At 52.4% G+C, this 8,192-nt stretch carries 6 protein-coding genes; all 6 read right to left on the bottom strand.

Annotated elements, in window-relative coordinates; translation table 11 throughout:
* Positions 1-240 precede the first annotated feature (240 nt).
* Positions 241-930: a type I-F CRISPR-associated endoribonuclease Cas6/Csy4 gene (cas6f, locus tag RMSM_RS15720; RefSeq protein WP_008698009.1), complete on the bottom strand. Its 690-nt coding sequence runs from the start codon at positions 928-930 to the stop codon at positions 241-243.
* Positions 927-1,970 carry a type I-F CRISPR-associated protein Csy3 gene (csy3, locus tag RMSM_RS15715; RefSeq protein WP_201767038.1) on the bottom strand — a complete coding sequence of 348 codons (1,044 nt, stop codon included), beginning with the start codon at positions 1,968-1,970 and terminating at the stop codon, positions 927-929. Before csy3 ends, cas6f begins: the two co-directional genes overlap by 4 nt.
* 18 nt (positions 1,971-1,988) lie before the next feature.
* Complete coding sequence (csy2, locus tag RMSM_RS15710) at positions 1,989-2,921, bottom strand: type I-F CRISPR-associated protein Csy2 (RefSeq protein ID WP_008698005.1); 933 nt, start codon at positions 2,919-2,921, stop codon at positions 1,989-1,991.
* Complete coding sequence (locus RMSM_RS15705; RefSeq protein ID WP_040767253.1) at positions 2,909-4,195, bottom strand: type I-F CRISPR-associated protein Csy1; 1,287 nt, start codon at positions 4,193-4,195, stop codon at positions 2,909-2,911. Before RMSM_RS15705 ends, csy2 begins: the two co-directional genes overlap by 13 nt.
* A 103-nt stretch (positions 4,196-4,298) precedes the next feature.
* The gene (gene cas3f / locus RMSM_RS15700; protein ID WP_008698001.1) at positions 4,299-7,652 is read right to left on the bottom strand and encodes a type I-F CRISPR-associated helicase Cas3f; all 3,354 of its coding nucleotides are present in this window, start codon (positions 7,650-7,652) and stop codon (positions 4,299-4,301) included.
* Positions 7,649-8,192: type I-F CRISPR-associated endonuclease Cas1f (gene cas1f / locus RMSM_RS15695; RefSeq protein ID WP_144057678.1), on the bottom strand; the 544-nt coding region annotated here is incomplete at its 5' end. The genes cas3f and cas1f, both read right to left, overlap by 4 nt.

The raw sequence follows: 8,192 nt of genomic DNA, 5'->3' as shown, positions 1-8,192 counted from the left end.
TTCCGGAGATCTGCACGACTGCACTTTCTGAGCTGCGTATGCGGCAGCGAACAGCAGAATGACACTCAGCCGAACGCACCGGAGTTTCTGAGCTGCGTATGCGGCAGCGAACAGAACCCCATGAACGTAAACAGCGGTGTAGACTGCACTTGAGAACAGCGGATAGGGTTTCCCCCTTTTTCTCAAGACGCGCTTCAGACAATGGATTCTGAGCGTTTTTTGACTCACCGAAAAAAAGGGTCAAAATAGTGGCAGACCGACGGTCCGGCTCAGCCCGTAAGCACTGAACCCCCAATCAGAGGAGGCTTGGACATCAACGCGATCAATGAATAGCCGAAAACGATGGCGCGAACTTTCGCTACGCATGTCCACCCAGGGTAGGCGGCAGCGATCCATCACGTAATCCTTATATCTTCGGCGTGCTTCCGCTTCGTCAATCCCGTGGCGTTTCATCGCTCTGCGAATAAGTCGTTCGGGCGATGCTTTGGGTTGATGACGAGCAAATGCTGCAAAACGTTTTATTGCCGACGGGGTGCAACGCGGTCGCGTTCGATGCACATAGTCATCCAAGCCAACCATTGATTTCGACCACTCAATCGATTCCAGCTCTTGTTCGCTGCGAGCAAACAGTCGAATGCGATTTCCAATCGGCAGCAGACGGTCGAGATCGACATCGTCCTGCCCGCTGGCTGCTTGCGTATCTTCTTGACGGGATCGTTCTGAATGGCTGTACGACGCCCAGAGGCGGTAGTCGGGAAAAGTGACACCAAAGGGGCAAGCTTGCTCTGCCGGAGTTGCGATCACCATTGTCAAATGAAGTGCGTACATCAACCGTCCCATTAAAAAGCCGGTCGAAATTTCCGCGTCGGGGAGGCAAGTGAACTCGCAATAGTGCGTCGCCACCACCTCCGGCGATGTCAAAACGCTCATGATGACTCCTTCTCGGATTGCCCAAACACACCTCCGCGAACCAGCATTGCCATGAGGTAGTGCCGCTGTTCACTATCGACTTCCTTTCCAATGCTCCAACTGTCAAACAGTTTGTAGAAATGAGGTGCCATGCTTCCATCACGGTACGCTTTACCCTCAGTTGTCACCGCACCGTAGGCCTCAACCGCGATCGGCTTCTCAGCGTCATCGGAATACCATGTATCGATCGTGCGAATTGCGTTACCGACTTTTTGTGAATGCATAGCCGCGATCCCGCCGACGCTGTACAGAAACTTGCTCTTGGCTCCCTTGCCTGATGGAGCATCCTGGACGATCTCCTGACTAGGAAAGACCTCCTGTGCCGACCCCACTTTAACTTTCGCAGTCACTTGCAACAGTAGGAAATCCTTCTCTCCGCGTAGCGTCTGAGCAATCTGATGCCCCAGCGAGGCAACCTCGGCAACATCAATATCAAAGTTATTCAGTGGAATCGACATTGCATCAAAATCCCAGTGTTGATCATCGGTTCCCGCCAAGGCCTTGACATTGATCTCCACTTCTTCGGCGCCCACGCGATTGCGCCACAGAAACCGACCATTCGCCAGGTTGGTCGCATAGCGTTTCCCTAATTCTTCTGCCTCGGTTTCCTGCAAATAGGCGTTGACCTGGGACAGCAACGATTCCCGAAATTCGGCGCTGTTACAGGCGGTTGGATCGCCCAAGTTTGAATGCACCTTCAGTGAAAAACGTACGATCAGCGTGTCGTGTTCTTCGGGCAAACTACAGGCGTCCACTTTTTGCAAGTTGGGGCTTTTCATGCCAGCATCGATTTTCGCGGGGTCATCTCCCTTGCCTGTTTTCAATCGATTGGAGATCGTGCCGCGGACTGACTTTTCAACCAGACACAACGGCTGCTCGTTATCATCGTTTCGCTGTTCCCACGTTGTCGAGTACATTCGCGCGTCGGACGGCGCGAGCTTGCGTTCGAACGCAAGCACTCCAGGGACCTTCAGTTGAATGGTAGCGGTTTTCTTAGCCACGAGGAAATCTCTCAGTTGTTAGGAAAGGGGCTCTTCGAAAAGTGAACACGTCTGCTGTTGGCAGACATACAAATCTCCGTCGCGTTGATACTGCCACAGCATCTCACTGGGCTTTTCCAATCGCAGTGGTAATACAAACTCGCCCAATGTCAGTACACTTTCGGCGAGCCTGTGCGGTGTATCCCGATCACGTGCGTTGTTGCTTGGAACCACAGGTGTTAGTGCCTGGTATCCGGTCGCGATCGGAACGATATAACCTGGTTGATGACGTCCGCTGGACCAAGTGACGGTCGCGTGCGAGCCTAAGTTTTCCGAATTGGCATCCGAGTCCAGTTGGACATGACGTTGATGATGTATCGCCAATGCTCGGTGCAGAGCATCAATCGCGTCGAGACCTTCCCCCATCGCTTCGATCATCAGATCTCGACGTTCTATCAATACCCAACCCGGAATCAGCCGCGCCAATGTGCGGCGGTCATTGGAAACCGTTTGGATGCGAGGCAGATCGGTATTGATGATTGTGCCTCCGGCCAATCGCATTCGCCCCATGACCAGATGCTGCATTCGTTCAATTGTTTCGGATGTTCCGCCCAAAAACTCGGTTTCGCAGTCCAACAACAATGAAACCGTCAAATGGCAGCGTCCCTCCTCGATGAACGAGGCACGATCGCTTTTTTTTGATTCATTCCGTCCACCTCGTGTGTTGGCCGTCAGCTTTAAAAGTGAACGGGACCTTGGAAATTGTCGAGTTTGAAGGTCGATATCGTGAATCACGACACCGACTTGACGCACCAACAGGTCACTCGACGGATTGGCTTTATGAACCAAACGCTGCAACTGATGTGCGAAGCCCATGAATGCCGTGATCGAAGGCACTCCCATCGTCAGCGGACTACTGATCGCATTAGCGTTTTGGACCTCCAATCGTTCGATCAAGATCATCGTTCCCATGTTTGCCACTCCTGTGCATTAAACGGTAATTCGGCGACCTCGTTGCGGAACTCGGTGTTCTCCACCACCCCCAGGGGCACGGAACCTTGATCGCCCCAATTCATTTTTCTGTACGCTGCCAACGTCCAAGCAGCGAACTCGCCGGCGACCTCATGACGCCACCCACTGTTGTCGCTCGCCAAATCGCCGTTCGCGGCATCAAGCCAAAGCTTTTGGTGCATGGGCAGACGGTTATCATCGTTGTTGGACCAACCACCAGGTAGCGATTGTAGTTCTAGAGCGAAAGAACTTGCCCACAGCCACAATTCCTCCAACCGACGTATCCGTGCTTCACGCAGTTCGGAATTTCCGGGATTCGATTTGCGAAAGATGTTGTCGAGCTTTACAAAAATGCTCCGGCAATACGTGTCCCATCGCAAGTTTCGAAAGTAGTCGCTTTTAGCCAAGCGTTGGTAGATGCTCGTGGTTTCCCGATACGAAGCAAACAGAGGCCAAACACCTCTGCATTCGGCATTAAATGAACTTACATTTTGGGCATTTGCTCCGCCCAGTTTGATTGAGCCACGCCCGGGAATCGATTGATAGATAACTTCGGCCGGCACTCCCTCCACTTGCGGTGATCTCCCGCTGGCGATTGCGGCCCGGTCTTCTTTTTCGAGCTCTCTGGCGGCCTTAGCCTTTTCACCCCATTGGCGTTCTTGCAAACGCAATCGATTCTCTCGCATCAATCCCGATGATGACACCAACGACAGCAGGTGGTAGCCTCCCTCCGGAAGCGGAAAGTAAATCTGCTTGATCTCGGAACAGGTGACGGGGTAAGGTTTGCTGTTAGCAAACATTTGTAGAAACTGATTGCGGATTGTTTCGTAAGTTTCATCATCTGCAAAGTCAAACAACCGCCGGATTTGACTGGTACCTTCTCGCAGATGTTGTAATGCGGTCCGATTATCAGATAGCTCGATCTTCATGAATGCGAGAGTGTCGAGCGCAGCTGCATTGCCGAACGCATCCCAGGGAGTGCTTACGTTTCCCGAGCGAACGTATCCATCGGGTGCTGGAGTGGGCTCAGCAACGAAAGGGGCAATCTTGGCATCAGGGTGGCTGATCGGTCCGATATGCGAGGCTACGTTCAGCTGTGATGCTCGCATTGCGGCGGATTGGACCCAATTGTCAAATCGAAAGTCCGATTCGATCTTGGCGACTGCCTCAGGCTTTGCCTTAGCAAGTTTCGCGTCACGTCGTTCGTTCACGAATCGACCTAATGGATTAGTCATTTGCACCTCGTATATTTGAAGTAGATCACGGTGTAAGCCTCATAAAAAACAGGCCGAGTCGTATTTGTACTGACGAATTTAAAGCGATGGGTGACACGGTTGGTCAATCGGCGAGATCAGTAAGTGTTTTTTCCCGATATGCTCCCAACTCCGGAATCCAAATTGGCTCGGCCCGTACATTCTCCAAAAACCAGTTGGGTACCATGAGCTCGCCAAAACGTTTCATCGCAATCAACGGTGATATTCCGAATTGCTCCGCTTTTACTTCGATCAAAGCGTTGTAGTCCAGGGCGGGTATCCATAAACGTTCACGCGATTGATCGTCGATCTCGTGTGCCGGAAGCAATGCGGCGACGCCGTCGCTATCACGTGGTCCAGGCTCAAAGAATTTCAATTCGCCGTCATCGCTTCGCAAATACAAACGAGTTTCTGGGGCCGATCTGCGGAACGGTGCAATTTGCTGAGCTGCATCGGTGAGGTAGTGGCAACCTTGATTCCAGCCATGCGGAGAGTGCTCGGCACGGGAGAGATTGTTCAGTACATCACGGAGTACCGCATGTTCCAAATCGGCGAGACGTTGGTCAGGTTGAAGCGTTTCCGCCGCAACCATCCTTGGACGCGCATCGATACACGTCGCGAACTGTTCCAAGTCGATCAACTTGGTGAGTTGCTTGGTTTGCAGAGTCCGTCCTTCGATCGGCCCCAGGCGGACATCTTCAAACCCCGGATGTGTGAACGCCGCTCGTTTTTCCAATTTGACGAACGCCCGATAATTGAAATTGGGAACATAGATGTTGGCGACTTCGGGGTTTGCTTTGCGATGTCGCAATACACGGCCACACACCTGAATCAATGATCGCATCGACGACGGCTCGGCCACGGTCCAATCGTAATCATGATCCCTCCCGACTTCGCAGACTGGACTCGCAACAACGATGAAAACGACATTCGCTGCTTCCGACTCTTCTAATCGCCGCCGGATAACTGGATCATCAAGGACGTTGTCTTCACGACGATTCAGCAATCGGCCAAGGTAGGATTCGATTTCCGACCGGAGTATCAACACTTGGCGACTGTGGTAGACCATGACACGAACTTCGAAGTCGTTTGGCAGATCCATCTCGAACAGGCGATTTGCGACGGCCACGCACGGCTCGATGTTGGCGATGCGGATTAATCCGATTGAAAAGCATCGCCCTGTTTTGGGATCGGCGTGGTGGTGATGACGATGCGCATCGACGGCAGCTGACGCCATCGCATGAACCCAATTGTCACGACGCTTTACGGTCTCGTTGATCTCATTCTCAACGTGGACAATTTCAAATACTTGGCCACGGCGTTTTGGCGTTTCTTTGGCAAGTCGATTAGATTTCAATCGCATTCGTTTTACGTGGTACTCCTCGAACTGCGAGGATTCGACAGCCTTTTTCGCCTTGGCTTGAAACTCGTCAACCCATAGCACATCCACTTGAGACGTTGCATCCTGGAATGCGGCAAAGTCTTGCCGTCCGCTGCGGTACGATTCGAAAACGGCCATCGCGATCGAAGGTGTGATGGTTGCGGATGAGATCAAAAGGTCCCGGCCAAGCAATCCAACGAGATGCACCAAACGCAGCACTGCGACCAAGTCAATCGCGTCGTAATCATCAATCTCATCGATCACCAAATCTGAAGACATCTGCCGCAGTAGCGGCACGATGTGATGACCACCCCGTACACCATCCGTTGCTGGGATCAAATGATCAATTGTGCAGACTAGAAATGGCGTCAACAACAGACGGCGATCCTTGGGCTTTGCGAGGATGCGCTCGAGCACACGTTCCTGTTCGGAGTGAGGATTGGTTTCACCGAAAAAGAACTCTTCATCGGGGATATCCATCCAATCGTAGTCGCCTGTAAGTGAGTGGTCATCAAGCGAGCTTTGATTATCTTGGTGAAGTTGCTGCACCGCTCGTGATCCGATGATCACTTGCATGTCACGACGCTTTAGCTTCAATCGTTCGCGGTACTCGTCACCAGTTTGAAGCGTTAACGTACGCAATCCCAATGCGAAGGCGACACGCAGATCGTCGGGATGGAGAGCTGCCAACATTTTTGCGTTGGCCGTCGTTTTACCCGTCCCGGTTCCTGCTGTGTTGACGATCAACGTCCCAGGGCGATCTCGGTGATCCCTAGCGCGATCCGAGGTTAATGACTGAATCTCGCTTACCGCTTTGTTCTGCCACTGAAACCTTGCGGGAGATGACTTTCTTAGTTCACGCGGCACCTCCAAAACCGGCATTTTGGATTGCAAGTACGGCAGACGCCCCGAGACTGCTACCGCGCGATCGGCCACCCTCACCAAATGCTCATCGAGTCGCTGCTTCAAATGCGATTGAGCCGGACCAATGTCGTCACAATTGCTTGCTCTCCTCGTATTCGCGAAGGGTGGATAGTCGGTTCGCCAGGACTTGTCGCTTTCTTCTGACGAATATTGATGATCCCCAAGCATCAGTGCCGTTCTTGCCAAGACGAGTAGAGCTCGCTCGATATCGTCCGGCCGGTCCCAGCGTGATGCGATGTTTATCTGGCGAGCTTCACGCAAGGAATTTGCCGTTTCGACCGCTGCTTCACGCCACTGCTTCGATCGAATCGGAAGACCGGCTGGGAACGAGAATGCCTTCTCGCGGTCCTCTGATGTCTTCAGCAATCTGCCTGATTTCTGGTAGCCCCAACTTTCATCAACATCGGAGGCAATCGAGATCCAATCAGCGGCACGGTCTTCACATACCGAACCATGTGGGGAGTGAGGTAACAAGTGATGAGAAACAATCAGCCACTTGATCCACCGCGTGATCGGTTGTTCAACAAGATGTTTTAATGGGCTGCGCGTCGATGATTGGACCGCACGTGCAATCCAATCGGCTTGGAGTTTTTCGTTGTTGCACCACATATCGACTTCGGTCAATGCTTGCAGCCAGGTCAATTCATCGCGATCGGCTATGAAAGAGTCAAAGAGTATCAGCGACAGCCATTCGTGACGCAGTACGTCGACGGAACTGCGTTGTCGCAACGAATTCTGAAATGGTTCGGAGGCTTTTCCGAAGTCATGCCACAAGGCAGCCATTCGTACCAAGCTTCGCAACAGCGGCAAGTGCTGCCACATTCCGTCGGCATAATTTTTCGCTTTGTGCGTTCTCGTACGGTGGACAGCAACGCGGCCGCGCGAATCAAACACGCGCCTGTTCCCAACAACCCAAACCAATTCGCTCTGCCGGCGTGATGTCACTCGGTGGCAAGCAATCGCGGTGCTGCGGGTTGCCTCTTTGGTAAGCCGCTGACGAATTGCCTCAAGGCCTTGCTCGGTTAAGTTTGCTTGCCACGTGCGCCTGCCGATTCGATAGGCGTACGTATCAAGAATTCGCTGTGTCTTTTGAATCGATTTCTTGCGACACTCAGAGACAAATGTCACGATCATTGCAGCGAATTGACCTCGGCGATAATTCCTTTGACGACAACAAACATTTGTTCCAATGTTTGATGTTCCGTGAACGCATTGATTATTGATTCACGAAATTCACGTGCGGTAAAGCCTTCTGAGGCCGCTGCAAAGGCCAATGGTAAGACAGTTGCGTCTTTGCATACGTCCGCGATGTCAAACACCAATGCACCACGCCTGGTTTTCCCGTGCATCACTGCGAACCCGTGTGGGATTCCCAGGCACCAGAGACAAGTCGCCGCTTGACCGTAGGCCAAATAATTGCCCTGCGTCAAGAACTGGTTTGCAGGATCATTTCCTTTGGGGTCACGGACAAACTCGCCCCACTTCGTCACTCGAACAACGTATTTGTAAAGAGATTTCGTCAGCCGAGCTTCTCCTACCAGTAGCCTCTCAGTTGAGTCGGCATTTTCAATGTCTTTACGGGCAGATTTTAGAGCATTCGCCACCGGCCGGTCATCGACGAATATCGAGGTTCGACGCAAGTGTTCGTCGCGTGACCAACACTTTTCTAGGTAG

It is taken from the genome of Rhodopirellula maiorica SM1 (assembly GCF_000346295.1).
In the GTDB taxonomy this organism is placed as follows: Bacteria; Planctomycetota; Planctomycetia; order Pirellulales; family Pirellulaceae; genus Novipirellula; species Novipirellula maiorica.
The sequence above is the reverse complement of the archived record's forward strand: the minus strand, read 5'-3'. Positions and strand labels throughout refer to the sequence as shown.

Bases quoted from the DNA above. Each gene is read 5' to 3' on its own strand.
- cas6f (WP_008698009.1), bottom strand. From the start codon at position 930: ATGAGCGTTTTGACATCGCCGGAGGTGGTGGCGACGCACTATTGCGAG.
- csy2 (WP_008698005.1), bottom strand. From the start codon at position 2,921: ATGGGAACGATGATCTTGATCGAACGATTGGAGGTCCAAAACGCTAAT.
- RMSM_RS15705 (WP_040767253.1), bottom strand. From the start codon at position 4,195: ATGACTAATCCATTAGGTCGATTCGTGAACGAACGACGTGACGCGAAA.
- cas3f (WP_008698001.1), bottom strand. From the start codon at position 7,652: ATGATCGTGACATTTGTCTCTGAGTGTCGCAAGAAATCGATTCAAAAG.